General features: G+C 63.0%; 22 protein-coding genes and 1 tRNA gene. 10 read left to right on the top strand and 13 right to left on the bottom strand.

Annotation, left to right across the window (positions count from 1 at the left end):
• The first annotated feature begins 130 nt into the window (after window positions 1–130).
• The 4 genes from ACX80E_RS09590 to ACX80E_RS09575 are packed head-to-tail and all read left to right on the top strand — an operon-like array spanning window position 131 to window position 3,607.
• Window positions 131–1,030, top strand: a complete 900-nt coding sequence (locus ACX80E_RS09590; RefSeq protein WP_459301687.1) for a glycosyltransferase family 2 protein — start codon at window positions 131–133, stop codon at window positions 1,028–1,030.
• Entirely contained in the window at window positions 1,027–2,016 is a 990-nt protein-coding gene (locus ACX80E_RS09585) for a glycosyltransferase (RefSeq protein ID WP_459301686.1), read from the top strand. The genes ACX80E_RS09590 and ACX80E_RS09585 overlap by 4 nt, the downstream gene beginning before the upstream one ends.
• Window positions 2,013–3,020, top strand: coding sequence for an NAD-dependent epimerase/dehydratase family protein (locus ACX80E_RS09580; RefSeq protein WP_459301685.1), 1,008 nt, complete (start codon window positions 2,013–2,015; stop codon window positions 3,018–3,020). Before ACX80E_RS09585 ends, ACX80E_RS09580 begins: the two co-directional genes overlap by 4 nt.
• A gap of 11 nt (window positions 3,021–3,031) precedes the next feature.
• Complete coding sequence (locus tag ACX80E_RS09575) at window positions 3,032–3,607, top strand: cupin domain-containing protein (protein WP_459301684.1); 576 nt, start codon at window positions 3,032–3,034, stop codon at window positions 3,605–3,607.
• Here ACX80E_RS09575 and ACX80E_RS09570 read toward each other — a convergent pair.
• From ACX80E_RS09570 to ACX80E_RS09525, 10 genes are all read right to left on the bottom strand, one after another.
• Entirely contained in the window at window positions 3,512–4,411 is a 900-nt protein-coding gene (locus ACX80E_RS09570) for an L-threonylcarbamoyladenylate synthase (RefSeq protein WP_459301683.1), read from the bottom strand. The two genes, ACX80E_RS09575 and ACX80E_RS09570, sit on opposite strands and share 96 nt — an antisense overlap.
• 58 nt (window positions 4,412–4,469) lie before the next feature.
• Window positions 4,470–5,348 carry a peptide chain release factor N(5)-glutamine methyltransferase gene (gene prmC / locus ACX80E_RS09565; protein ID WP_459301682.1) on the bottom strand — a complete coding sequence of 293 codons (879 nt, stop codon included), beginning with the start codon at window positions 5,346–5,348 and terminating at the stop codon, window positions 4,470–4,472.
• Window positions 5,338–6,414: a peptide chain release factor 1 gene (prfA, locus tag ACX80E_RS09560; protein WP_459301681.1), complete on the bottom strand. Its 1,077-nt coding sequence runs from the start codon at window positions 6,412–6,414 to the stop codon at window positions 5,338–5,340. Before prfA ends, prmC begins: the two co-directional genes overlap by 11 nt.
• Window positions 6,415–6,577: 163 nt before the next feature.
• Window positions 6,578–8,713 (bottom strand): transcription termination factor Rho, encoded by a 2,136-nt coding sequence (gene rho, locus ACX80E_RS09555; RefSeq protein ID WP_459301680.1) that lies wholly within the window; start codon window positions 8,711–8,713, stop codon window positions 6,578–6,580.
• A gap of 329 nt (window positions 8,714–9,042) precedes the next feature.
• Window positions 9,043–10,017 carry a homoserine kinase gene (gene thrB, locus ACX80E_RS09550; RefSeq protein ID WP_459301679.1) on the bottom strand — a complete coding sequence of 325 codons (975 nt, stop codon included), beginning with the start codon at window positions 10,015–10,017 and terminating at the stop codon, window positions 9,043–9,045.
• A 9-nt stretch (window positions 10,018–10,026) separates the two neighbouring features.
• The gene (gene thrC / locus ACX80E_RS09545; RefSeq protein ID WP_459301678.1) at window positions 10,027–11,130 is read right to left on the bottom strand and encodes a threonine synthase; all 1,104 of its coding nucleotides are present in this window, start codon (window positions 11,128–11,130) and stop codon (window positions 10,027–10,029) included.
• Entirely contained in the window at window positions 11,130–12,428 is a 1,299-nt protein-coding gene (locus ACX80E_RS09540) for a homoserine dehydrogenase (protein WP_459301749.1), read from the bottom strand. The genes thrC and ACX80E_RS09540 overlap by 1 nt, the downstream gene beginning before the upstream one ends.
• A 49-nt stretch (window positions 12,429–12,477) precedes the next feature.
• Window positions 12,478–13,935 carry a diaminopimelate decarboxylase gene (gene lysA, locus ACX80E_RS09535; protein WP_459301677.1) on the bottom strand — a complete coding sequence of 486 codons (1,458 nt, stop codon included), beginning with the start codon at window positions 13,933–13,935 and terminating at the stop codon, window positions 12,478–12,480.
• Between the two features lie 3 nt (window positions 13,936–13,938).
• A complete protein-coding gene (gene argS / locus ACX80E_RS09530) occupies window positions 13,939–15,591 on the bottom strand; it encodes an arginine--tRNA ligase (RefSeq protein WP_459301676.1) in 1,653 nt (550 codons plus the stop codon).
• A 230-nt stretch (window positions 15,592–15,821) separates the two neighbouring features.
• Entirely contained in the window at window positions 15,822–17,087 is a 1,266-nt protein-coding gene (locus ACX80E_RS09525; RefSeq protein ID WP_459301675.1) for an MFS transporter, read from the bottom strand.
• A gap of 174 nt (window positions 17,088–17,261) precedes the next feature.
• Between ACX80E_RS09525 and ACX80E_RS09520 the strand changes: the two genes are divergently transcribed.
• Window positions 17,262–17,334, top strand: a tRNA-Arg gene (locus ACX80E_RS09520).
• A 150-nt stretch (window positions 17,335–17,484) separates the two neighbouring features.
• Here ACX80E_RS09520 and ACX80E_RS09515 read toward each other — a convergent pair.
• Both ACX80E_RS09515 and ACX80E_RS09510 read right to left on the bottom strand, forming a co-directional pair.
• Window positions 17,485–17,814, bottom strand: coding sequence for a hypothetical protein (locus ACX80E_RS09515; RefSeq protein ID WP_459301674.1), 330 nt, complete (start codon window positions 17,812–17,814; stop codon window positions 17,485–17,487).
• 331 nt (window positions 17,815–18,145) lie between these two features.
• Entirely contained in the window at window positions 18,146–18,658 is a 513-nt protein-coding gene (locus tag ACX80E_RS09510) for a VOC family protein (RefSeq protein ID WP_459301673.1), read from the bottom strand.
• A 73-nt stretch (window positions 18,659–18,731) separates the two neighbouring features.
• Here ACX80E_RS09510 and ACX80E_RS09505 point away from each other — a divergent pair, with 73 nt between their 5' ends.
• The 5 genes from ACX80E_RS09505 to ACX80E_RS09485 all read left to right on the top strand — a co-directional run bounded on the left by ACX80E_RS09505 (window position 18,732) and on the right by ACX80E_RS09485 (window position 24,394).
• Window positions 18,732–19,523, top strand: coding sequence for a helix-turn-helix domain-containing protein (locus ACX80E_RS09505; RefSeq protein WP_459301672.1), 792 nt, complete (start codon window positions 18,732–18,734; stop codon window positions 19,521–19,523).
• A gap of 51 nt (window positions 19,524–19,574) precedes the next feature.
• The gene (locus ACX80E_RS09500) at window positions 19,575–20,537 is read left to right on the top strand and encodes an endonuclease/exonuclease/phosphatase family protein (protein ID WP_459301671.1); all 963 of its coding nucleotides are present in this window, start codon (window positions 19,575–19,577) and stop codon (window positions 20,535–20,537) included.
• 82 nt (window positions 20,538–20,619) lie between these two features.
• A complete protein-coding gene (locus ACX80E_RS09495) occupies window positions 20,620–21,999 on the top strand; it encodes a GH1 family beta-glucosidase (protein ID WP_459301670.1) in 1,380 nt (459 codons plus the stop codon).
• Between the two features lie 89 nt (window positions 22,000–22,088).
• Window positions 22,089–23,549: a carboxylesterase/lipase family protein gene (locus ACX80E_RS09490; protein ID WP_459301669.1), complete on the top strand. Its 1,461-nt coding sequence runs from the start codon at window positions 22,089–22,091 to the stop codon at window positions 23,547–23,549.
• A 200-nt stretch (window positions 23,550–23,749) separates the two neighbouring features.
• The gene (locus ACX80E_RS09485) at window positions 23,750–24,394 is read left to right on the top strand and encodes a class I SAM-dependent methyltransferase (protein ID WP_459301668.1); all 645 of its coding nucleotides are present in this window, start codon (window positions 23,750–23,752) and stop codon (window positions 24,392–24,394) included.
• A gap of 1 nt (window position 24,395) precedes the next feature.
• On the opposite strand, the gene ACX80E_RS09480 is transcribed toward ACX80E_RS09485, so the two are convergent.
• Window positions 24,396–25,830, bottom strand: a 1,435-nt coding sequence (locus ACX80E_RS09480) for an HNH endonuclease (RefSeq protein ID WP_459301667.1), incomplete at its 5' end; no start/stop codon positions are given.

Here is a 25,830-nt window from a genome sequence, read left to right as displayed (position 1 = left end):
CAGCTCACAAGATGGTGACTGTACTAAAGTGGAGGCTACACAAGAATAGTAATGCCTTCCGATGATTACTCACTGTTTAGCCGTGCCGGATGCCGCGTATCGCCGCGAGCACCGCCCGAGAGGACCCTCCTTGACCGATACCGTAGCCGTCGCCGCCGTCACCTTTGACCGGCCCGATGACGTACGCACATTGTTGGGGGCCCTTTCACAGCAAACCCACACGCCACACGCCATTGCCTTGATTGATTCCGGCACCCAGCCCGTGGGCCACATTGCCGCCGAGGCACCAGCTCCTGTCAACTATGTGCGTTCGCTGGCCAATTTGGGTGGTGCCGGCGGGTTCTCGCTGGCCATCTTGAACGCGATCGCCTCCGGTGCCGAGTGGGTGTGGATCATGGACGACGACGCCCATCCCGAAGATCCCGCCTGTCTGGCCACGCTGTTGGCCGCGGCCAAGGCCCGGGATCTTGAGGTGGTGGTGCCCCTGATTGTGGCTCCCGGCGAGCCCACCAAGTTATCTTTTCCGTTCCGTATTGAGGGCCACCTGACGCATGACCGCGCGGTGGTGGAGCCGCTGGGCTTCATTGACAACGTTGGCCAGTTCTTCAACGGCGCCCTGATCCGCAGCGATGTCTTCTTCAAAGTGGGGCTGCCCGATTTGCGCCTGTTCATCCGCGGCGATGAGACAGACTTTATGCTGCGCCTTCGCGAAGCCAAGGTGAAGTTTGGCACCGTCACCTCCGTGGCCCTGACGCATCCGGCCGGCTGGGGCGAGGTGCAGGAGGTCCTGGGCGACCGCCTGCACGTGTTGGTGCCGGAGACACCGTTCAAACGCTTTTACTACTACCGCAACCGCGGCTTCCTCACGCGCAAGCACCGCCGCGTGCGCTCCTTGGTGGCCGACGCCGTCGGCTATCCGCTGTTCTTCCTCAAGAAGGGCGACTTCAAGGGTCTGGCGAAATGGGCCAGCACGTACGGGGCCGGGCTGCGTGGAGCAAAGTTTGGCCCCGTGAAGGATCAGACGTTTTGAGTTTGAGCCGGCGGGAACAGTTTTTCATTGTCATCACCACGTATAACCGTGCGGACTACCTTGCCGATCTTTTGTCCTCGATTGCCGTCCTGGATCCGGCCCCGGATGGCGTGATTGTTGTCAATAACGCCAGCACTGACGGCACAGTGTCGGTCATTGAGCAGGCCGGCGCGCACTTTGCCGCCCTGACGCCGCCCATCACCGTGATTCATCACGAGCTGGGCGTGAATTCGGGCGGCTCGGGCGGTTTCTGTGCCGGTGTGGAGCGCGCCCTGGCCGAGGGCGCCCAATGGATGTGGCTCATGGACGACGACGTCACCACAGTTCCCGGCGCGATCGGCGCCTTCGCCCCGTGGATGGAGAAATACGACGCCATCATCGGGCGACGCTACGACGCATCGGGGGCGCCGTTTTATTGGCAGCACAACTTCAGCACCTTCCTGGGCTTCCCGTTGCCCGTGCGCGGGGACGTTTTTAGGCACTCCAACGAATTTGCCACCAATGTGGGCTGCTTCGAGGGCATGCTGGTGCACGCCGACGCCGTGCGGGCCGTTGGCCTGCCCGACCCACGCTTCTTCCTCAATTGGGATGACACCACCTATGGTTGGTTGATTTCCCGCCAACGGCCCGTGCGGTACGTCAACGAGTTTGTGCTGCACAAGGCACGCGCCCAGCGCAGCGTGGATCTGGGCATCCGGCACCTCAATGACTCCTCCGATCTGAGCCGCTACTACGTCATGCGCAACCGGGGGCTCGTGGGGCAATACCTGCGCGTCCACGGCCGCTTCAACACCGTTGGCTTCGCTCTGGGCACCGCCCTGACGGCCGCCAAGGAGGTCCTGCGCTTGATAGCTGTGGAAAGGACCCTGCGTGGCGGCGGCAAGCTCTGGCAAGGCTGGCTGGAGTCCAGAAGGATTCTCGCCGCAACAGACTTTGACCCGATGCCCGTGTTGGCGCAACGCCACAGCGGCGGTGAACTCCCGTGAGCGGTGATGCACCAGGGCTGCGCTGGCTGGTGGTGGGAGCCTCCGGCTTTGTGGGCAGGGCAGTGGTTGGCGAGCTCCGCGACCGCGGCCTGGAGGTGGGCATTCTTGCCGCGCCACGACTGAGCAGCGTTGCAACCACTGCACAGGACCTCGCCCAGCAGGCGCGCCAGTTCGCCGCCTCGCCCGTCACCTCCGGGGTGGCTGGCACGGACTATGCCGCCCTGCTTGACGCACTGGCCGGCGTAGATGTCCTCATCAATGCCGCAGGACTCGCAACTCCCGGCGACCCCGGATCTGCGTCCCTGACAGGGGCCAACGCTCTCCTGCCTGCCGTCCTTGCTGTGGCGGCACAAGCGGCCGGGGTGAAACGCCTGGTGCATCTGAGCAGCGCCTCCGTTCAGGGTCATCGCCGGGTGATTGACGAAACACCAGACAGGGCACCGTTCTCGGCGTACTCACGTACCAAGGCACTTGGCGAGGAAGTTCTGGAAGTACTCGCTGACGACTCTGCGCAATCCGGCGCAGCAACCCTGACCGTGGTAACTATTCGGGCCACCTCCGTGCAGGGACCGAGCCGGGCCACGACTTTGTCGCTGGCCAAAATTGCTGCCTCACCCCTTGCCTCGGTGGCCTCCCCCGGAACGGCCCCCACGCCCGTGAGCTCCATTGACGCCCTAGCGTGGTTTGTCGTGGAGACCGGCGCATTCCCGGGCCCCGTTCCGGCAGTTGTGCTGCAGCCGTGGGAGGGGCTTTCCGTCACTGACGTCCTTGCCGCCGCCGGCGGACAGGCACCCATGGTGGTTCCGGCCTGGCTGTGCCGGCCACTTCTGGCCTCAGGTTATTTTGTGTCGGCACTCCTGGGCGAACGCCTGCACGGTCCCCTTCGCCGGGTGGAACTCATGTGGTTGGGCCAGGCGCAAACGCCCGGCTGGGCAGAGCAGGTGGGGTTGGTTCCCACAGCCACCATCGGGCCACTGCTGGAAAGCGTCAGCCTGACCCTGTAACGCTCGGCCCAATGCGCACTCAGCGCAACAGGTACCAACAGCGCCTGCCACAATTCACAGTCCTGACATACGGTTGTGCCCGTGGACCAAGATCCGAGGTCCGCGAGTTCCCTTCCCGGCTGCGCGTAAACCTGGTTCGCTTCGCTCCGGGCGCCCACACAGCATGGCACCGCCATGCCAACGGCCAGACGCTCCATGTCACTGACGGGACGGGGCTTGTCGAGTCCCGCGGCGGGGAGATCGTTGAAATGCGCCAGGGCGACACCGGCTACACCCCCGGGCGTTTGGCACTGGCACGGCGCCGTACCCGAACACTTCATGGCCCACCTGGCCATGTGGGAATCGCTGGGCGAGGGCCAGGACGGGCCGGAAACCGAACGGGGCGAGCACGTCCAACTCGGCTAAGGAAACACAACCCTGACTGGACAGATAATGCCGCTTTGCCAGTGGCAAAGCGGCATTATCTGTCCAGTCACCGCAAGAGTTGGTGCCTAAGCCGTGGTCTCAGGATCCTTCTTGTCCAGATCCACGGATTCTGCCGAGGTTTCTGCCACAACACCAGTGTCAGACTCGACGGCGGCGTCTGATGCCGCCGCAGTTTCGGTCTCGGGCTTGCTCAGGTCGATAACCGTGTCGGTTTCATCAGCTGTTTCGGCGTCGGCTTCTTCGGCTTCGGCCGGGACCGGTTCGTCCTTGGCCAGGCTCGGCGGGGACCACATCTCGGGTTCCGGTTCGGAGCCCAACGCGCTGGGCACAATCCTTTGAATCTCGGCCAGGGTAATGGCACCCTCCCGGACCACCCGCAGGCGCACGCCCGTGGCGTCAACAATGGTGGAGGGGACGGGGTCGGCTCCCGCCAACGGCCTGACGCCGCCTTCCAAGTACACTTCCACTGATTCGGCCAGTTGGCTGCGGGCCGCGTCGGCCGTCTGCGCCGCCGGCTGCCCCGTCCGATTGGCGCTTGATACGGCAAGGGGACCGGTGAGCGTCAGCAGATCAAGAGCCAGCTGGTCATCGGGGACCCGCAAGGCCACGGTTCCCACGGTGTCACCCAGGTCCCACGTCAATGAAGGCTGGGCATGGAAAATCAAGGTCAGCGGACCTGGCCAGTACTTTTCCGCCAGCTTGCGGGCATCGTCGGGAATCTCCGTGGCCAGGCCCTCCATGGTGCCTATGCGCGGCATCAACACAGGAGGTGGCATGTTGCGCCCGCGGCCCTTGGCAGCCAGCAAGGTGGCCACAGCCTGCGGAGAGAACGCGTCGGCGGCCACGCCGTAGACAGTGTCCGTGGGCAGGACGATTACTTGCTTGGCGGCGATGGCTTTCTGTGCGTGGGCCAGACCCTGCGCGCGTTGCTCATCATTGGTGCAGTCATAAGATGTGGTACTCACAAGTTCATTCTTTCATCACGGCGCCCAAAGATTTGAACGCGAACTGCCAATCATGAAGTTAGCGCGCAATATTCTCGCGCCGATAGCCGCTGGTGGCCCGGTCCCGCCCGGTCAAATCCAGGTGTGTGCGCACCTTGTCCCAATGGCCGCTGCGTTCAAACAACTCCGCCATTTGCGCAGCCTGCACCTCTGCATGCTCCATGACGAAGAACCCACCCGGACGCAGTAGCCGGGCTGCAGCGGCCGCGGCAGCCCTGGGCATTTCCATGCCGTCCGCTCCCCCACCGTAAAGCGCCATCTGCGGATCGTGCAGGCGAACTTCGAGATCCCGCGGGATGGCATCGGCTGGAATATACGGCGGATTGGACACCACCACATCAACGCTGCCATCCAGTTCGGCCAAAGCGTCGCACATGTCACCGTGGACCAAGGTGGCGCCGGTGTTGGCCAAGTTCTTCGCAGCCCACGGATAAGCGTCATCGCTAAGTTCGACGGCGTACACGGTGGTTCCCGCCGATTCCGTGGCCAGAGCCCCGGCGATCGCACCGGATCCCGTGCCAAGGTCCACGGCGAGAAGTTCAGCCTCGACACCGCTTTCTTGGCGCAGCTGTGCTAATACGTCGAGGGCCACTTGAACCACCGATTCGGTCTCCGGCCGCGGCACGAACACGCCCTTGCCCACGGCCAGTTCAAGGTGCCTAAAGTAGGCGATGCCCGTGATGTGCTGCAGGGGTTCACGCGCGGCACGCCGCGCCACCAGCCCCGCATACCCGTCAGGTGCTACAGCTGTGCCAAATAACATGGCCGCCACCTCACCCCGGCTCACACCGAGAAGGTGCGCGGCCAACAGCTGGGCGTCAACGGCCGGTGAGGGCACGCCGGCGGCCGCGAGGGCCGCCGTCGCACTCGCAACAGCGTCAGCGAGGCTACTGGTCACCCAGAGCATCCAACCGGGCTTGTTCATCCATCACAATGGCCGACTGAACAACAGCTTCCAAGTCACCGTTCATGACGGCGTCCAGGTTGTAGGCCTTGTATCCGGTGCGGTGGTCGGCGATCCGGTTTTCCGGGTAGTTGTACGTGCGGATGCGCTCCGACCTGTCCATGGTGCGAATCTGCGACTTGCGCACGGCTGAGTTCTCGGCGTCGATGATGGCCTGCTGGTGGGCCAGGATGCGGGCCCGCAGCACGCGCATGCCGGCTTCACGGTTCTGCAACTGTGACTTCTCGTTCTGCATGGCAACCACAATGCCCGTGGGCAAGTGCGTGATACGTACGGCGGAGTCGGTGGTGTTAACCGACTGGCCACCGGGGCCGGAGGAACGGTAAACGTCAATCTTGAGGTCGTTTTGGTTGATGTCCACCTCTTCGGGCTCATCAACTTCCGGCAGCACCAAAACACCTGCTGCTGAGGTGTGGATGCGTCCCTGAGACTCGGTGGCCGGCACGCGCTGCACACGGTGCACCCCGCCTTCAAACTTCAGGCGGGCAAAAACACCTTCCGCCGGGTCGTTGGAACGGCCCTTGACGGCGATGGAAATGTCCTTGTAGCCGCCAAGATCCGAATGGGTGGCCGAGATGATCTCCGTCTTCCAGCCACGGTTTTCGGCGTAGCGGGTGTACATGCGCACCAGGTCGGCAGCGAACAAGGCGGCCTCATCGCCACCCTCACCGGCCTTCACTTCAAGGATGACGTCGCGGGCGTCGTCCGGATCACGCGGGATCAACAGGCGGCGCAGTTTCTCCTGCGCGGCCGCCAGTTGTTGTTCCAAAACGGGCACTTCGGCGGCAAACTCCGCGTCCTCGGCGGCCATTTCCTTGGCAGCCTCAAGGTCATCACTGATTGACTCAACCTGGTGGTAGCCTTCGACCACGTTGCTCAGTTCCGCATAGCGGCGCCCCAGCTTACGTGCCAGTGACTGATCGGCGTGCACCTCGGGCTCGCTGAGGCGCATCTGCAACTCGGCGTGCTCATCTAGGAGCCCATGGATTGATTCAAACATTTCAAAACCTCTCTCGACATGAGTCAAGTCTAATAACTTCAAGATGGTCCGCTGGCGGTGCCATCACGCAATGGCAGTTAACGCACTAATCCGCCCGAGGTGATGATGGGCGCCAGCACAGCGGCGGGCCCCCATCATCACGAAGGCGGATTAGTGTGAGTAGCTATTTGTCTTGTTCGGCCTTGGAGCCCAGAGTTGTTTTCTGGATCTGCATGAGGAACTCGACGTTGGAGCCTGTTTCACGGATCTTGGAGGTGAGCAGTTCAAGCGACTGCTGCATTTCCAGGCCGGAGAGTACGCGGCGCAGGCGCCACATGATCTTGACCTCTTCCGGGGAGAGCAGGTTCTCTTCGCGACGAGTACCGGAGGCGTTGACGTCCACGGCCGGGAAGATGCGCTTGTCAGCCAGCTGGCGGGACAGGCGCAGTTCCATGTTGCCCGTGCCCTTGAACTCCTCGAAGATGACCTCATCAGCCTTGGAACCGGTTTCCACCAGTGCCGTGGCCAAGATGGTCAGTGAGCCGCCGTTTTCAATGTTGCGGGCAGCACCGAAGAAACGCTTGGGCGGGTACAGGGCCGCTGAATCCACACCACCGGAGAGGATACGTCCGGAGGACGGGGCGGAGTTGTTGTAGGCACGGCCCAAACGGGTCATGGAGTCCAGGAGAACAACAACGTCCATGCCCATTTCCACCAAGCGCTTGGCGCGCTCAATGGACAGCTCGGCAACCTGGGTGTGGTCATCGGCGGGGCGGTCGAAGGTGGAGGCAATAACCTCTCCCTTGACGGTGCGCTGCATGTCGGTGACTTCTTCGGGACGCTCGTCAACAAGAACCATCATGAGGTGAACCTCAGGATTGTTGATCGTGATGGCGTTGGCAATCGACTGCAGGATCAGTGTCTTACCGGCCTTGGGCGGGGACACGATCAAACCGCGCTGGCCCTTGCCGATGGGAGCCACCAAGTCGATGACGCGGGGGCCGATCTTCTTGGGATCGGTTTCCAGGCGCAACCGCTCGGAGGGGTACAGCGGCACCAGCTTGGAGAACTCAACACGGTCCTTAAGCTCGTCCGGGCTCTTGCCGTTGACACTGGTGACGCGCACCAGGGCGTTGAACTTCTGGCGCGCGGTCTGCGCCTGGCTGCGATCTTCGCCTTCGCGCGGTGCACGGATGGCACCAACCACCGCATCACCCTTGCGCAGGTTGTACTTCTTGACCTGTGACAAGGAAACGTAAACATCGTTGGAGCCGGGCAGGTAGCCGGAGGTACGCACAAAGGCGTAGTTTTCCAGGATGTCCAAGATACCGGCGACGGGCAGCAGCACGTCATCCTCGGTGACCTCGGTGTCATCGAAGTCGGGACCAGCGTTGCGGCCGCGGCGACGCTCATTCCTGTCGCGGAAACGGTCGTTGCGATCGTTGCCCCTGTTGTTGCCACCGCGGTCGTTGCGGTCGTTACGCTCGGAAGAGTCGTTGACGTTGCGGTCACGACGGTTGCGGCGGTTGCGGTTGTTGCGCGAGCCGTCTTCGTCGTCGGTGCTGGCGTTGCGATCGCTGGTGTTGCGATCTCCGGTGGTGCGCTCCGCAGCATTGCGGTCACCGGAGTTGCGCTGATTCCGCTGGCCCCGATCGTTGTTGTTGCGCTGGGTGCGCTGGTTGCGATCGTTGCCTTCAGCGTTTTCGCCGGGGGCGTTCTCGGCCTCGGTGGTCTCGACCGGAGCGGATTCGACGGCGGGAGCAGCCTCGGTGGCGCCGTCCTGCTGGCGTCCGCCACCTTGGGCACGGCGGTTGCGAGTGCGCGTCGGGCGGCGGTTCTCGCCGTCGTTCTCGGAAACGGCGGGCTCAGGCAGCTCGACGGCGGCCGGGGCCTGGGCAACCACGCCGGCCTGGGCGCTGACGTCAGTGGTGATGATGCCGTCGCTGCTGGCGGCACGGCGGGTGCGGCCGCGGCCACGGGCGGGACGCTCGGGGGCATCCGTGGCACCAGCGTTGGCCTCGGCAGCTACCTTGGCCTCGGCAACGGGCTCGGCCGTCTTGGCCGGTGCCGACGCTGCGGGAGCTTTTGCGCTCCGACCCTGCCGGTCGGCAACGGATGAGCCGCGCTGGTGAGCTGAAATGGCCTCAACAAGATCGCCCTTGCGCATCCTGGAACCGCCAGTGATACCTAACTGGCCAGCCAGAACCTGCAACTGGGCCAGCTTCAGCCCGGCCAGTCCGGCGGACTTGGCAGGTGCTTGCGTTGTGGTGTCCGCATCAGCAGCTGTGGGAGCAGCGGCTGAAGTAATGGTTTCGGTCACGAAGGATCCTTCCCCCTCGATGGCGGGCCCAATTATTGGGGCCGCGATGATTAGTGACAGATTCCTCTGTTGTTGCCGCACAGGCTCACAGGGAAAAATCTGAGGTTCCATTCCGTTTCCCCACAAAGCAAGGGGTGAAATGGAATGGTGAAATTCACTCTTTGAATCAAATCTCAAATGGTGTGATTCTCTGGATCGCTTCGGCGGCTACCGTTGCCCAATCCAGCAGGCACCGCGCAAGATAACGCGGGCCGTAAGAGCGGCACCAAAGGCCAATAAACATATTTCATTTCCACAATAGCTAATTGAAAGCTACCTGGGGAAGGTGTTTATGAGCTGGGATGCACTTCCACTTTAGCACCTTCAAGGTCCACCTGGAGCCGAAGAACACGCCAAGACACGCCGGAAACCGCTGGCATGGACGCGTTTGCGCCCAGTTCTGTGATGCGGCGCACTATCTGCTCGGCTTCATCGACGCCATTGGCGAGTGTCATCACGGTTGGTCCGGCACCTGAAATGAAGGCAGCATGGCCCTCCTCACGCAATTGCGCCACCAGCGCGGCACTGCCGGGCATGGCCTCGGCGCGGTAGTCCTGGTGCAGATAGTCCCGGGTGCCGGCGAGCAGGAACCGCGGTTCGGCGCTTAAAGCGTGCATCAACAGCGCTGCCCGGCCCGCATTCGCTGCGGCATCTGCGTGCGGCACGGTGGCTGGCAGCATGCCGCGGGCACGTGCCGTATTCAATTCCACATCGGGAATGGCAGCCACGGGAATCACACGGCCCGACGGCGTGAGCTTGGCGCTGGCAAATCCTGTGCCTTCCTGCCATGAGAGCGCAACGGCACCGAAGATCGCCGGAGCCACATTGTCCGGGTGGCCCTCCAGCTCGGACGCCAATTGCAAAACCCATGCGGCGTCTTGTTGATCGGCCGGAGCGACCAAGGCGTTGGCCGCCATGATGGCTGCCACGATGGCCGATGCCGAGGAGCCAAGGCCACGGCCGTGTGGGAGTACGTTGTTCGCCGCCACGCGCACCCCACCACGGCTGTAGCCCAGGCGAGCCCAGGCAATGTCCAAGGTCTTAACCACCAGGTGGCTGGCGTCCAGGGGTAGCTGCTCCACCCCTTCCCCGCTCAGCTCAAACTCCAGTTCCGGCGTCGCCAGCACGGTGATGCTTAAGGTGTCATACAGGGACACCGCCAAGCCCAGCGAATCAAAGCCGGGGCCAAGATTTGCGCTGGTGCCGGGGACGCGCACGGTCGCCGTGGACCCTTGCAGAGGAGTTTTCAGAAGCGGGGCTGCCATGGTGTGCGCCTAGTCCGTCAGACCCAGTGCGTTGGCTACCGTGACGACGTCAAAGGCCACCGAGGTGGGGGTGACGGAACTGCCGTCGGCGTTCTTCAGGGCCCAGTCGGGGTCCTTCAGGCCGTGGCCGGTGACGGTGATGACAAACGTTTTCCCTGCCGGCACCTCGCCCGCTGCGTGCTTCTTGATCAAGCCCGCCACACCGGCTGCCGAGCCCGGCTCCACGAAGACGCCTTCCTTGGCTGAAAGCCAGCGGTGGGCGGCCAGGATTTCGTCATCGCTCACGGCTTCGATGAGACCGCCGGACTCGTCGCGGGCCGCAATGGCCATGTCCCAGGACGCCGGGTTGCCAATGCGGATGGCCGTGGCGATGGTGTCCGGTTCGGTGATGGGGTGGCCGGCAACGAACGGCGCGGCGCCCGCAGCCTGGAAGCCCCACATGATGGGGGTGTGTGTGGAGACTGCAGGCAGTGTGCCGTTTTCCGCCGACTCGTACGGTGCGCAGTATTCCCGGTAGCCCCTCCAGTAGGCGCTGATGTTGCCTGCGTTGCCGACGGGCAGCACATGGTAGTCCGGTGCGTCGCCCAGGGCGTCAACGACTTCAAAGGCGCCCGTCTTCTGGCCCTCAATGCGTGCAGGGTTGACCGAGTTCACCAGGAACACCGGGTAGGAGTCGGCCAGTTTGCGGGCAACATCGAGGCAGTTGTCAAAGTTCCCGTCAACTTGCAAGATGGTGGCGCCGTGCGCCACAGCCTGGCTGAGCTTGCCCATGGAGATTTTGCCTTCCGGCACCAACACCGCGCAGGTGAGTCCGGCAGCCTTGGCGTAGGCTGCAGCGGATGCCGAGGTGTTGCCGGTGGAGGCGCACACCACAGCCTTGGCGCCGGCCGCCACGGCCGCCGTCATGGCCATGGTCATGCCGCGGTCCTTGAAGGAACCGGTGGGGTTCATGCCCTCCACCTTCAGGTAGACCGTGGACCCTGTCAGCTCCGAAAGGTGCCGGGCGAACACCAACGGTGTGCCACCTTCACCCAGGGTGATGATTTTGGTTTCTGCCGTGACCGGCAAACGCTCTGCATATTCGCGGACTACTCCGCGCCACTGGTGAGCCATTAGACTCCCTCCACCCTCAAGACACTTGTTACGGAATTAATGATGTCAAGACCCTTGATGGCCTCAACAGTTGCTGACAGGGCAGCCTCACTGGCACGGTGCGTGACGATGCGCAGCTCGGCCGAGCCGGGCCCGTCCTGCTCATCGCGTTCGCTGTGCACTGTTTGCCGCATGGTCTCAATGGAGACACCATTTTGGGCAAAGAGCGCCGAAATCTTCGCCAGCACACCTGGCTGGTCGGCCGCGTCCAGGCCAATGTAATACTGGGTGGAGACGGCCTCGATCGGGAGCACCTCCAACACTTCAATGGTGGATTCGGTGCGGCCCGGGCCGCCCAAGACCATGCGGCGGGCGGCCGAGACAACATCGCCCATGATGGCCGACGCTGTGGGGGTTCCCCCGGCGCCGCGGCCGTAGAACATCAATTCACCGGCAGACTCAGCCTCAACAAACACAGCGTTGAAGGCGCCACGCACGGCACCGAGCGGGTGCTCGCGGGGAATCAGCGTCGGGTGCACGCGCACGCTGACACCGCTGCCAAGCTTCTCGGCAATCGCCAGGAGCTTGATGACATAGCCGGAGTCCTTGGCCGCTGCAATGTCGGCAGCCGTCACCTCGGTGATGCCCTGGCAGTGAACATCTTCCAGCGCAAAGCGGGTGTGGAAGGCCAACGACGCCAAAATGGCTCCCTTGGCGGCGGCGTCGTGGCCCTCAATGTCGGCCGTGGGGTCAGCTTCGGCATAGCCGAGCCGGGTGGCCTCGGCCAGGGCGTCGGCAAATTGGGCGCCGGTGGAATCCATGGCGTCCAGGATGTAGTTGGTGGTGCCATTGACAATGCCCATGATGCGGGTGATCTTGTCCCCGGCCAGGCTGTCATTGATGGGGCGCAGAATGGGGATGGCGCCAGCCACGGCCGCCTCGAAGGAAAGCTGCACACCTGCGGCGTCGGCCTTCTCATACAGGGTGGGGCCGTCTACCGCCAGCAGCGCCTTGTTGCCGGTGACAACTGTGGCGCCGTGCTCAATGGCTTCCAGAATCAGCGTGCGGGCCGGCTCCAGGCCGCCCATGAGCTCGATGACAATGTCGGCTCCGCGCACCAACGCCGACGCGTCGGTGGTGAACAGCTGACGGGGCAGCTCAACCTCACGGGGGGCATCAACGTTCCGCACGGCGATGCCCACCAGCTCCAAACGGGCACCTGTTCGGGCAGCCAAGGCGTCGGCGTCGGCCAGCAAAATGCGGGCCACCTGCGAGCCCACATTCCCGGCGCCAAGGAGCGCCACTTTCAGGGTCTTGATATTGGCGGACACGTCAGTGTCCACAGTGTTGCGCTCAGTCAAAGTCTCTCTAGGCCCCTAAATCGCGTGCCAGCAAATCAGCTTCGGTTTCGCCCCGCACCATCAAGCGTGCGGTGCCGTTTTTGACGGCGACGACGGGCGGACGGGGCACATAGTTATAGTTGCTGGCCAATGCCCAGCAGTACGCACCCGTTCCGGGAACTGCAAGCAGATCACCGGCCGCCACGTCATTGGGCAGATATACATCTCTAACAACAATGTCACCACTCTCGCAATGTTTGCCCACTACTCGGGACAAAGCGGGAGTCGCTGCGGAGGCCCGATTGGCCACAACTGCCGAATAATCAGCGTCATAAAGCACCGGACGGGCGTTGTCACTCATGCCACCATCGACCGAAACATAGCGGCGCGGCGCCGTCACATCTTCTTGGCCGTCCACCTCAACCTGCACGGTTTTCAGCGTGCCGGTCTCATACAGGGTGAAGGTGGTGCTGCCTACAATGGCGCGGCCCGGCTCAATGGACAGGCGCGGGCAGCTCATGCCCAGCTGTGCACATGTTTCGCGGACGACGGCGGCCATGGCCTGGGCAACCTCGGCGGCCGGACGGGGGGTGTCAACTGCCGTGTAGGCGATGCCGTACCCGCCACCCAGATCCAATTCAGGCAGCGTGATGCTGTACTTGGTCTGGATTTCATGGGTGAACGCCAACAGCTTGCGGGCAGCAATTTCAAAGCCCTCGGCCTCAAAGATCTGCGAACCGATGTGGGCGTGGAAGCCCAGAAAGTTGATGCTCTCCGCCTCCACAGCAAGCTTCGCGGCGGCCTCGGCGGCACTCATCCCGGGTGCGTCCGGGTCCTCGGCAATAAAACTCAGGCCGAACTTTTGGTCCTCGTGGGCTGTGGCAATGGATTCGTGCGTGTGGGCGTGCACGCCCGGCGTCAGGCGCAACAAGACGTTGGCTTGGGTGTTCCGTGCCGCTGCTAGCTCGGCAACCCGTGCGAGCTCATGCAGGCTGTCCACAACAATGCGGCCCAGCCCCATGTCCAGGGCACGGTTGATCTCGGCGCTTGACTTGTTATTGCCATGCAAACCAATGTTTTCACCCTTCAAACCGGCGCGCTGGGCCACCGCCAGCTCGCCGCCGGAGCAGGTGTCCAGGCGCAGACCCTCGGAGTCAACCCAGCGGGCCACATCGGTGCTCAGGAAGGCTTTGCCCGCGTAGTACACGTCCACGCCGCCACAAAGGTCCGCAAACGCCTCGTCAAAGGCGTCCTTGAACGTCCTGGCCCGGGCCCGGAAGTCGTCCTCGCTCATGACGAACAGCGGTGTGCCGAACCGTGCCTTCAATTCGCTCACCGGGATGCCGCCGACGGTGACTTCCCCGCCTTGTCCGCGTTCGACGTCGTGCGCCCACAAGGCAGGCAGCAGCGCATTGACGTCACCGGCTGCGGGCAGCCACGCGGGGGCCAGCTCGGCGCCGGGAATCTGCTGCGTGGTGTCAGTCATTGCCTACATCCGTTCCGGAGCTGAGACACCCAACAGGGACAGTCCGTTGGCCAGCACCTGACCCACGGCGTCGTTGAGCCACAGGCGGGTGCGGTTCGTGTCAGTAATGGCCTCCTCGCCCATGGGGGTCACGCGGCAGGCGTCATACCAGCGGTGGTAGGCGCCGGCGATGACTTCTAGGTGGCGGGCCACACGGTGCGGTTCACGGAAGGAGGCAGCCTGGCTGAGCACGCCCGGGTACTGGCCCAGAACTGCCAGCAGCTCGGACTCCGTGGCGTGCGTCAGGGCTGCGGCGTCGAAGGCGGCGCGTTCCACGCCTGCGGCTTCGGCGTTGCGGCCCACCGCGCGGGTCCGGGCATGGGCGTACTGCACGTAGAACACGGGGTTCTCGTTGGACTTTTTCGTCAACACGTCCAGGTCGATGTCAATGTTGGAGTCACTGGAGAATCTGGCCAGCGAGTAACGTGCAGCGTCAGTGCCAACAACTTCAACGAGGTCTTCCATGGTGACCACGGTGCCGGCCCGCTTGGACATGCGCACGGGCTTGCCGTCCTGGACCAGGTTCACCATCTGGCCGATGAGGACCTCAACACGGTTGGCGTCCTCGCCCATGGCTGCCGCCGCCGCCTTCAGCCGGGCCACGTAGCCGTGGTGGTCGGCACCAAGCATGTAAATGCACAGGTCAAAGCCGCGGTCGCGCTTGTTCTTGAAGTAGGCGATGTCCCCGGCGATGTAGGCTGCGTTGCCGTCGCTCTTGATGACTACACGGTCCTTGTCGTCGCCGTAGTCGGTGGAGTTCAGCCACCAGGCACCGTCCTTGAGGTACATGTTGCCGGAGCCCTTGAGCTGATCGAGCAGCTTCTCCACGGCGCCGTCCTCGAACAGGGAGTTTTCGTGGAAGTACACATCAAAGTCCACACCAAATTCGTGCAGCGAGGCGCGGATGGCGGCAAACATGAGCTCCACACCCTGTGCGCGGAATTCTTCCTGCGGGTCCTGGGCGTCCAGAATGCCGGGGTTGTTCGCCACGACAGCCTTGGCGATGTCCTCAATGTAGTCCCCACCGTAGCCGTCCTCCGGCGCGGGCTCGCCCTGGGCGCTGGCCAGCAGGGAGCGGGCAAACTTGTCAATCTGGTTGCCGTGGTCGTTGAAGTAGTACTCACGGGTGACGTCTGCGCCCTGTGACTGGAAAATGCGGGCCAGGGAATCGCCCACGGCTGCCCAGCGGGTGCCGCCCAGGTGAATGGGTCCGGTGGGGTTCGCGGAGACAAATTCAAGGTTGATCTTGGTGCCGGCCATGGCCGTGGTGGTGCCGAAGGACTCACCGGCGTCAACGATTGCCTTGGCCAGTTCACCGGCGGCGGCCGCGTCAAGGACGATGTTCAAGAAGCCGGGACCGGCAATGTCAACCCGTAAAACGCCGGGGATTTGGGCCAGGCGCGTGCTGAGCAGTTCGGCGATTTTGCGCGGCGGCATTCCCGCTGGCTTGGCCAGCTGAAGGGCAATGTTGGTGGCCCAGTCGCCGTGCTCGCGGCTTTTGGGCCGCTCCACCTTGACTTCCGTGGGTAGAGCCTCGGCGGGAACCGTGAGTTCACCGGCGTCGACGGCTTCTTTGAGGCAGGTGGTAATGGCGGCAGAAAGTTCTTCAGGAGTCACGTACCTAAGTGTACGGTTCCGCCCGCACCCGCCCCAATCCGCGGCATTCTGGGCCACATGATGGCTGGCCGAGCACATCATTCCGCCGAGCAGTAAGTGTGCCGGGGGCCGCTCCGGACGCCCAGGGCCGCTCGGGGGGCCGCTCCGGACATTCGCCCGTGGTGGGCCAGCATCCGATGACCACAGCGGCCCCCGCGCCTCGAAAACGGGGCAAATCTGCTGCGGACTAGCTACGCCGCCGGGGCGAAGTCGTCCTCGAGCATCCTGGGCCGGCAGATGACGTACGCTCCAGCACCGAGCAGCAACAAGGTGGCGAACAAGAAGATGAACGGCACTGTCCACGAGCCGGTCCACTGGTGGAGCAGGCCAAAGAACAGCGGACCGGTGCACGCGAACGTGTAGCCCATCCCCTGACTAAATCCTGAGAGCGCCCCGGCGCCGAGCTGCGTGCGGGTGCGGTGATTGATCAGCAGCAGCGACAACGGGAACGTGCCGGGGCCCAAACCGGCCAGCGACACCCAAATCCAGGTGCCCGACGCCGGCGAGAGCAGCAGCCCCAGATACCCGGCGATGAAGCAGCCAAGCATCACCAAAACAGCCGGGAATGGATTGCGCATCTTGGCTGCGATGAGAGGAATGGCAAGACTCAGCGGCAAGCCAAGGGCCGCAAAGAGTGCCAGCATGGAACCGGCCGCTCCCCTGTCCAGTCCAGCCTCTGTCAGGATGGCTGGCAACCAGGCGAACATCGCGTAAGTGTTCAGCGAGGTGCAGCCAAACATGAGGGTCAGTCCCCAGGCGGTGGGTGAGCGCCACAGGTTCATTTTCGGCGCCCTGGCCGGTGATCCACCCGCTGGGCCGGCTCCGCTTGAGGCTGACTGGATCACCAGGTCAGACAGGCCGGCGGCGGGCGGGGCTGGATTCGCCGTCGTGCGCGGGGCGATGATGGCCACAAGCCACGGGATGAGGGCGATGGTGCTGATCCCGGCCCAGGCGGCGAGCGACAACTGCCAGTTGCTTGCGTCGGCGATGGGGACCGCGAGTTGTGCCGGAATGGCCGTGCCGAGCGAAAGTGCTGTCACGTAGAGGGCCGTCATGAGGCCCACCTTCGCGGGGAAGTACTTCTTGACCAGTGGCGGCAGGAGCACATTGCCGGCGCCCAGGCCGCCAAAGGCAATCACCGAAAAGACCAAAAAGAGTGGAGTGTTGGGTGCCAAGACCCGGGCAATCTGACCCACGATCCCCACCAGAATGGACAGGATGATGAGCTTTTCCAGGGAGGCCCAGCGGATCACATAGGGGGTCAGAAAGCCGAAAAGCCCGAACGCCGCTGTGGGAAGCATACCCAGGATGCCGATCGAGGTGGCGCTGAGCGGGAGGTCGTTGTTGATGCTGGTAATGAGCGGCGGCACCACCGTCACAGCGGATCTCAGCGTCAAAGCCGTCAGGATTATGGCCGCCGCGACGATCCATGCGGAGGGCCGCAATTTGCCTACCATGTGTTCACCATTGCCCCAACGTTACTCCCAGATTGAAGGTCCTGACGGTGTTTCCCTGCGGGCCAATGGATGATGTTTGCCACGTGCTCAGTGCCGCAGTGTCCCCGGTTTTACATTGGGCGCCCTGCACCTGCTAAGCTCTTTCTCGTTCCCTTTGGCAGCCACGGTTGCCGCGCCTTCGTAGCTCAGGGGATAGAGCGTCCGCCTCCGGAGCGGAAGGTCGTAGGTTCGAATCCTATCGAGGGCACAAAAGTGATGTCGCCAGACATCGTTCCCACAACATGTGGGAACACAAGAGAATCACCCCGGTCTTCGGACCGGGGTGATTCTTTTTTGCCATTGCGGCCAAACTGCCATTGCACATGCCCGAGAGCGTGGCAGTGCAGTCAGGGCCCGTTTAGCTGTATGGCCCGCTGCTAACGCAGCCGTTCGCGATGAAGTTCCCGGCTCCGGGCCACCAGTTCAGGCCATCAAAGTGACCACTGGAATTGGGCAGCGCCCAGTCAAAGGCAGGGATGACATCCTCGAAATCCTGGTGGTTCTGGTGTCCCCTGACGACAGCGAGCTCGTCCGTGGTGATGACCACGAACGGGTTGCTTGCGCTTCCCGTTGCATGGCAGTAGGTGACCTGGTGATCCGGCGGCGGAGAGGCAGTTGCAGATGCGGCACCGCCCACCAAGAGAAGACCGGCAACGGCGCCGGCTGCCAACAATTTCTTCATGTCCATGACTCCTTATTCGTTCTGAACTCTGTTTCCATATCAACGGACCGACGGTCTTCGACCGCCTTGGTCTGTGCATTCTGGCCGGGACATTCAGTGAATCAAGATCCATCGTCAGACGAGTGAGGCATTGTGCACCCCAGCTTCCACCGTCTCCACCGTCCAGTCAATCGGGCTCGGGCATCCTTGCGAATGCCGACACACCAGTGTGTGCTACCTCAAAACTAGGCTGTTGCCACGGAGGGCGACCCGAGTGGTTAGTACTCGATATTTGAAGCCCAAGTTCCCCGACTAGTACCTGAGTACTCTTAACGGCGTAGTCCGCGGCACCCCCGGGTTACATGTTCGTGGCAGCCCACTCTGCAACCCGCTGTGCGCTTTCAGCCTCGGAGAGGTCCTGCACCCGCGTCATGATGGACCAACGGACACCGAAGGGGTCCCGGATGCTCGCGTAGCGGTCACCGGAGACAAAGCTGGTCACAGGCTCCCGGATCACTGCCCCGGCCTGCTCCGCGCGTTGCACAAGGGAGTCAACGTCAGGGCAGTAGAAACCCATCGAATAGCAGTCGTCGTCGCCGTCGGGGGCTGGCACCAGATGGTAGCTAGGGTTCGGTTCCCCGATCTGCAGGCGGCCTTGGCCAAAGTCGAGCTCGGCGTGCACCACCACGCCGTCGAACTCGGTGACACCCGATGGACGGGCGCCAAATACTTCTTCATAGAATGCGAGCGCGTCCTTGGCTCCCGGGATGGAAAGGAAGGGTGTCAGGGACGTGAAACCGTGTGGCATCCCATTGTTGGTAAATGCGCCATCGGCTGCAGCGGTCAGGTCTGGGCTCTTGTTTTCAGTCATAAAGGTGACACTACTCAGGCCAAGATGCTAAAGCTTGTAGATTCGCGACAGCCCGCAAAAGTAGACTCATCGGATGGCAAGTCATTTCAAAGGCATCCTGTACCCCACCCGGCTGCCAACATTTCATCGTCTGCCCGCACCAGAGTCCGTCAAGGACCTGGTGCAATGGTTTTGGATCCCGGAATGGGACCTCGATCCCGGCCGCTCCTCGCGTCAGCAGTTGATAGCGTTCCCCGCATCGAACCTTGTGGTGCAGTCCCACGCTGTTGATTTCTCCGGCCCGACCACCCGCACCTCGCACCGCGACCTCACAGGCCAAGGCTGGGCTGTGGGAGCACTGTTGCGGCCAGCCGCGATCCCCGCATTCACCACGAACCCAGAGAGCCTTCGTGACCTCGAGGTGGCTTTTGACTTCCCGGCTTTGCAGTCGTCTGTGGTTGCGGCTATGGGTGGCACAGACCCCACCAAACGCCGGGCCGACGCAGTGAACGCTTTCACGGCGTGGCTCATCGAAGTCATTCCCCCGGTCTCCGCCGAGGCTTTGTCGGCCAATTCCATGATGGATGTTTTCGCTTCGTCGCCGGAGGTGGTTCGGGTCGAGGACGCAGCACAACTGCTGGCCGTCTCGCCCCGGACCTTACAACGGTTGGCCAAGAAGTACGTTGGGCTTAGCCCCTCCGCTTTGATTCGACGACGTCGTCTCCAAGAGGCTGCTGACACGGCACGAGTCAATCCCGGTGCCGACCTGGCCCAGATCGCTGCGGATCTTGGCTATGCCGACCAAGCACACTTGGCCAATGACTTCCAACGATTCCTCGGATTCACTCCCAGCAGCTACCGGCGCCAGGTGCACGGCCCACCGTGAGCCGCCAGCTCTCTCAGCTTTCGCTCACCAATCCGTGACACCGTTGCTGTGATGGCGACACTCCACCAACAACCAAACCCGGCACGCAGGGCCAAGCCCCGCCCGGTGCGCAGCTTTATTGTGGTGTTCGGGTCCCTGGCCGTCACGTTTGTCTTGTTGGCCCACTCCTGGCTTCCGGACATTGCCGGTCTGGGGCTCCTGGTGGACTCGGGCTTGATCTGGTTTGGCGCCCTGGTTCCAGTGTTGGGGCTCCTGGCTCTCGCCGGGCGCCGCAAACAGCTAGCCGTGGCGGTCCTGGTCCCGGCAGTCGTCTGGGTGTTGGTCTTCGCCCCGGGGATGGTGCCGCTGGCCTGGTCCGCTCCGGCACTGTCAGAAACGTCGCTGACGGTGGTCAGCCAAAATGTGCGGGCCGAATCGGGGACTGCAGGCGATTCGGCGAAGAGCCTTGCTGCCACCGGCGCCCAGGTCGTTGCCCTGCAGGAGATCGACGGCACGTCCCGGGGCTCCGTGGACGCCGCGCTCAACCCCCACTACGAGTTTTCCTACAGCATTGGCACGGTTGGGTTGTGGAGCAACTACCCAATTCTTAACGCCACACCGCAGGCCCTGGGCCTGGGCTGGAACCGGGCACTGTCGGCTGATCTTGACACGCCCACAGGTCTTGTCCGCATTTACGTGGTGCACGCGGCATCGGCACGGCCATGGGAGCATTCCGACAGGGACACCATGCTGGCCACCCTCGCCCAGACCATAGCCGAGGACCCTAGCGAGAACGTCATCGCGGTGGGTGATTTTAACGCAACGTCAACCGACAGGTATTTTTCCGCCCTAACCCGCCAGCTCAGTGAGCCCGCACAAGACGGCGGTTTGGCCGGATTCACGTGGCCGGCGTCGCCACTGCCGCTCACCCGGCCGGACCACATTCTGCACCGTGGCATGACTGTCACCGCCAACTCCGTGTTGCCCGCCGGGGCCAGCGACCATTTGGCCATCCGCACCAGTTTCAATCTGTAGGGCAGCCTCGGCGGCACAAAAACCTTGACTTCCACCCTTTCATCCATGAGGCTCATGCCCACGGCGTCAATGAAAGGTTTCCATGGACAAGCTCACGTTTCCGAACTTTCCGCCCGGTTTTGTGTGGGGTGTCGCCACCGCCGCCTACCAAATTGAGGGCGCCGTGAACGACGGCGGCCGGGGCCCCTCGAGCTGGGATGCGTTCGTGGCAGAACCTGGCCGAATCGTCAACGGCGACACCGGAAACGTTGCCTGCGACCACTACCACCGCTACCAAGAAGACACCGATCTCATGAAGGAGCTCGGTGTTGACGCATACCGTTTTAGTTTCTCCTGGTCCCGGATCCAACCTGGCGGTTCCGGGGCAGTGAACCCGGCCGGCGTTGCCTTCTATGACAGGCTGATTGACGGATTGTTGGCGGCGGGTATCGCCCCCACCCCCACCTTGTTTCATTGGGACACCCCGCTTGACCTTGAACTTGCAGGCGGCTGGCTCAATCGAGACACCGCGGCCCGATTTGCCGACTACGCCCAGATGGTGGGGCAGCACTTCGCCGACAGGATTACCCGATGGATCACCATCAACGAACCGGTGGTCCTGACCATGCTCGGTTACGGGGCAGGCATCCAGGCACCGGGGCTTTCGCTGGGCTTTGACGCGTTACCCGCCGCGCACAACTTATTGCTGGCCCACGGCCTGGGCGTGCAGGCACTACGTTCCGCCGGTGCGCAGAATATTGGCATCGCCAACAACCACGCCGCGACGTGGGCGGCCAGTGAGCAGGACCAGGATCTGCGGGCCGCCGGGCTCTACGACAACATTGCCAACTGGTTCTTTGCCGACCCGATCCTCACAGGCGCCTACCCCGAAGAGCTGACGCCCTTCCTGCCGCCGATTCCGGCGGGTGACCTGGCCATCATTGCAACACCCCTTGACTGGTACGGCATCAACTCCTACAACCCCACACTTGTTGGTGCGCCCGTGGCGGCGCAGGCGGCGCTGATTGACGGGCACGCACTGGACGCATCCCTGCCGTTCTCACTGCGGGAGTTGTCAGGCTACCCCCGCACCGACTTTGACTGGCCGGTGGTGCCCGGGGCGTTCACCGAACTGCTGCTCAGTTTCAAGGAACGCTATGGAGACGCCTTGCCGCCCATCTACATCACCGAGAACGGTGCTGCCATCAATGACGGCCCGGATCGCAAAGGACGGGTGCCGGACCAGCGCCGGATCGACTACACCCTGGGGCACCTCCACGCACTCAAAGCCGCCATGGATGCCGGGGTAGACGTCAGGGGCTACTTCCATTGGTCCTTGCTGGATAACTTTGAGTGGGCAGCGGGTTTCTCCCAGCGGTTCGGACTGGTGCATGTTGATTACGAAACCCAGCAACGCACCCCCAAGGACTCCTACTACTGGTATCAGCGCCTGATCAGGCACACGAAAAACCTCCCCCAGTAAGTTCAGGTCACTCACAACGCCCCTGTACAGTGATCATCACAATCAGGACAATCACCTTGTGCTGATTGCCGCAGAATGAGGAGTTTCTTGTGATAAATCTCGATGCCGAATCCCCCACAGTCTCCACCTGCTGCGGTGAGGTGCGCGGAACACTCAGTCACGGCGTCGAATACTATTTGGGCATCCCCTACGCAAGTGCGCCAACGGGCCCGCTGCGGTTTGCCCCGCCCGCACCAATGGCGCCGTGGGCCGGTGTGCGCGAGGCCACGGAGTTGGGGCCCACGGCGCCGCAAAACCCGTACGCCGGTGCCATGGCCAGGATTCTGCCCACCGTGACCATCCCAGGCGATGACTACTTGAACCTCAACATCGCAGCCCCGGCCCGGCGTGGAACCGATCTTTTACCGGTCATGGTCTGGCTTCACGGCGGGTCGTTGCACCATGGCTCCAACGCCTTGGCCGGGTATCGGGGCGGCTCTTTCGCCCGGGACGGTGTGGTGTATGTGGCCCCGAATTACCGGCTCGGTGCCGAGGGATTCTCCGTTCTTGAGGGCGCACCCCTGAACTTGGGGTTGGCGGATCAGCTTGCGGCACTGCGTTGGGTGCAGGCCGAGATCGCCGCTTTTGGTGGCGACCCCGAGCGGGTGACAGTTTTTGGCCAGTCGGCTGGCGGCAACACGGTGGCGGCCCTGTTGGCGCATCCACAGGCGTCGTCACTGTTGAGCCGGGCCATCATTCAAAGCGGGCCACTGACGGCGCAAGCCGAGGTGAAGGCCGGGCAGATCACCCGTAAGATCGCCAAGGACCTGAAGATTTCCGCCACCGTCGAGGACTTTTCCCGGCACACCCCTGCCGAACTTCTCGCCGCCCAAGCACGCGTCACGGCGGCTTCGACTCCCATCACCGGCGGTGCCGGGTTCGCCGTGGCCCTGGACCCCGTCCTGGTGCCCACAAACCCGTTCGACGCCTTGTGCTCCGGGGCCGGTGCGGAAATCCCCTTGCTCATCGGAACAACCACCGACGAGGCCCGGCTCTGGCTAGTTCCCACCGGCCTGGTCATGAAACTCAAGGGCCTGCATCTGGCCCTTGCACGGCGCAAAGTTGGTATCTCAGCCGCGGCCGTCAAGCTATTCAAACGCAACCGCCCATACTCAATCACAGGTGAAATCCTTGGCGCCCTGGCCACTGACAAGCTGTTGCGCGTGCCAGTGAACCAGCTCGCCGATGCTCGCCTGAACGCCACAGCACCCACCTTCGTCTACGAATTCGCCTGGCAGAGCCCCGTGGAGTATCTGCGAGCCGCACATGCCGTGGACCTTGGATTTGTCTTCGATGACCTGGGCTCCGCCGATTCGCTGGGGCTGGCAGGGCACACGGCCCCGCAGTGCCTCGCCACCGAAATGCACAAGGCGTGGGTGGACTTCGCCGTCTCGGGCAGCCCGGGCTGGCAGTCCTGGGACACTCGGCGGCCCGTCAAAACGTTCGACGGCGAAAGCAACCCCGTCGTCTTCGCACCACGCGATGACGAACGTGCCGCACTCACGCCCTAGCGGCTGTCCATTTACGAGGTTTCTTCCGACGTTTAAGGTGGGCCTGGGCGGCGTTGCCGGGTCGAAGTCATGGCCGAGCTGCCCCGGACTGGTTCATCTACGCGGGAGCGAATTCAACGGCTCACTGGTGGGCACCCTGAACCGTCGTGCCGGGCACAGCTGTTCTCATCGTGGGTTGGCATCGGGTATAGCCTGAACGCATGACCACAATCTTTGATGAAACTTACTGGAACGAGCGCTACGGAAACAGCGGCAAGATCTGGAGCGGAAACCCCAATCCGCAACTTGTGGCCGAAGCTGCCGCTCTCAATTCCGGTTCGCCACAGCAGCCCAGGAAAGCACTTGACGTTGGTTGCGGTGAAGGTGCCGACTCCATGTGGCTGGCCCATCAGGGCTGGCACGTGACGGGTGTGGACATCTCCACTGTGGCGCTGCAGCGGGCCGCTGCCCACGCTGCCGAGCTGGAATTGGCCGGAGCCGTCACCTGGGAGCAACACGACTTGCTGGCGTGGGCCCCTCCGGCCGCCTCCTTCGATCTGGTCTCGGCCCAATTCATGCACCTGCCGCGCCCGGATCGGGAAACGTTGTTCGCCCGGCTGGACGAAGCTGTTGCCCACGGTGGGACGCTCATCATCGTGGGGCACGCACCGTCGGACATTGAAGCCGGCGCCCACAGGGCCCTAGGCAAGGACATGTTCTTCACGGCCCGGGAGATCGCTGACTCCCTGGACCCCACACAGTGGGACGTGGTGGTTGCCGAATCGCGTCCACGCAGTGCGGCAGGACACGACGGCGAATCCATCACCATCCACGACGAGGTCCTGCGAGCCACCCGACGGGGGTGAGTTAGTGCTGGTGTTTGTTGTGGCGTGGTTGGGGGCCTGGTAGTGGGGGTGCTGTGGAGATGTATCGGTGGCCTGTTGGTGTTGTGATTTCGGTGATTGGAGGGCCTTGGCCGGGGGCTGTTGCCTTGGTGTCTTTGGTGGAGGTCCAGCCTGGTGCTTCCTTGGCTTGGTTGCAGTCCGAGCACAGGCCTTGGCCGTTGTTCAGGGATGTGGTGCCGCCGGCCGCGTAGGCTTTGATGTGGTCGTATTCGCGTATGGGTGCGTCGCAATACGGTGTTTGGCAGTGTTGGTCTTGGAGTCGAAGGAACTCCTTCATGCCCTCCGGGAAGAATCTGGCGTGGGAATCCATGGCCAGCAGCTGGTTGGTGTCCGGATGCGTGAATAGCCTCTTGAGCCACACTTCCGGCGTGGATCCGCGATCACCAAGAATCATGCTGCGTGCAAGGGGTGCAGGAATGGGGTCGTAGCCAACGAGCACGGCTGGTTCGTTGGCACTGCCAAAAAGTGATCTGTCGGTCATGACCAGTTCCAGGGATATGTTGGCCTCATCGACCGTGGTGCACAACGACTGGTTGGGTGTGCTGCCCCGTGGATCTGCGGCCTGTAAACGTGCCTGGGTGACTGCTTTGTCTCCTACCGGCACGCCCCGGTGGTCACCGAGCGTACCGGCACCGTCATCGCACGGGGCATGCTGGAGCAGGCGGTGCATGAGCGCATCAGCCATGATTTGTCCCTTGCCCCGTTCATCACCGGATGCTTTGAGGCTGTCGGAAACCCTGGTCAGGGTGGCCAGAATACGCACCCCTTGTTTCAGCGGTATCAGTGCGCTCAGGTAGGTCATGCCGTCGGCGGCCGGCCGGAGCGAGACGTACCTGTCCCCCACAGCCTTCTCATGGCGCTTGACAAAGGCTTCAGGATCCAGGGTGTAGGCGGCCTTTTTTGCTGCGGCGCCCAGTTCCCTATTACCCAGGAGCCCGACAGTGTCCGGGTCCGCGCAGATGGACTGATCCACGTGGGCTCTGTCCGCTAGGGAAAGGAAAACTGTTTCCCTGGCAATGATTCCGGCCTTGTACTCGCTGATCCGCCCCTGGGCGAAGGCCCTCATGGTGTACGGCATTTCGCGCACCAACACTTCAGAGAACTCACCTAGCTGGCGGCCACGGTGGGGAGATTCATGGCGGGCCAGGGCCAGCTGATGGGCAATACCGCGGCCCAGTTTGTCCTTGGGAACTCCTGCACGAGCCTGGTCAAGGCGCTGCTGGGCAACAAACAGCGTCTGCGCGTGGGCTTGGGCGGCAGCCATGGCATTCTTGGCTTCCTCCAGGACAGCAATGACATCTATCAGGACCGCACCCGAAAGCTGATCCACAGTGTCGGGATCGAAACCTACCCCCTCAACGCACCCACCCAGGGACGTGAGCACTCCCGTGGCCAAG

This window comes from Arthrobacter sp. TMN-49, from assembly GCF_054511095.1.
The sequence above is the reverse complement of the archived record's forward strand: the minus strand, read 5'-3'. Positions and strand labels throughout refer to the sequence as shown.